We start from the raw sequence: 259 nt of genomic DNA on the forward strand, positions 1-259 counted from the left end.
GCCGAAACGGAGATCACTTCGCTACCAGTGAAGACACCAGTCTTGGCGGTGTAGGTATCCACACCGGCTGCGGTGGTCTTGGCGAACTGGTCCAGCGTCGCACCGGTCAGGGTGATCACTGCTCCTTCAGTGACGCTGAAGCCGTTGTCGTAGCCGGTTGCACCAGCCAGGTGGTTGATCGCTACCGTCGGTGCAGTCGTGTCGATCGGTGCCAGGGGCAGCGTGCCAGCCGGGCTGACGTTGCCGGCAGCATCGGTGA

Annotated in this window: 1 protein-coding gene; it reads right to left on the minus strand. The window is 62.9% G+C overall.

Features of this window, described 5'->3' with window-relative positions; translation table 11 throughout:
* On the minus strand, positions 1–259 hold a 259-nt coding region (locus ACI48D_RS26050), incomplete at both ends, for a hypothetical protein (protein WP_435574140.1).

Origin of the sequence: Massilia sp. LXY-6 (genome assembly GCF_051233485.1) — a bacterium.
Lineage (GTDB): Bacteria > Pseudomonadota > Gammaproteobacteria > Burkholderiales > Burkholderiaceae_D > Telluria.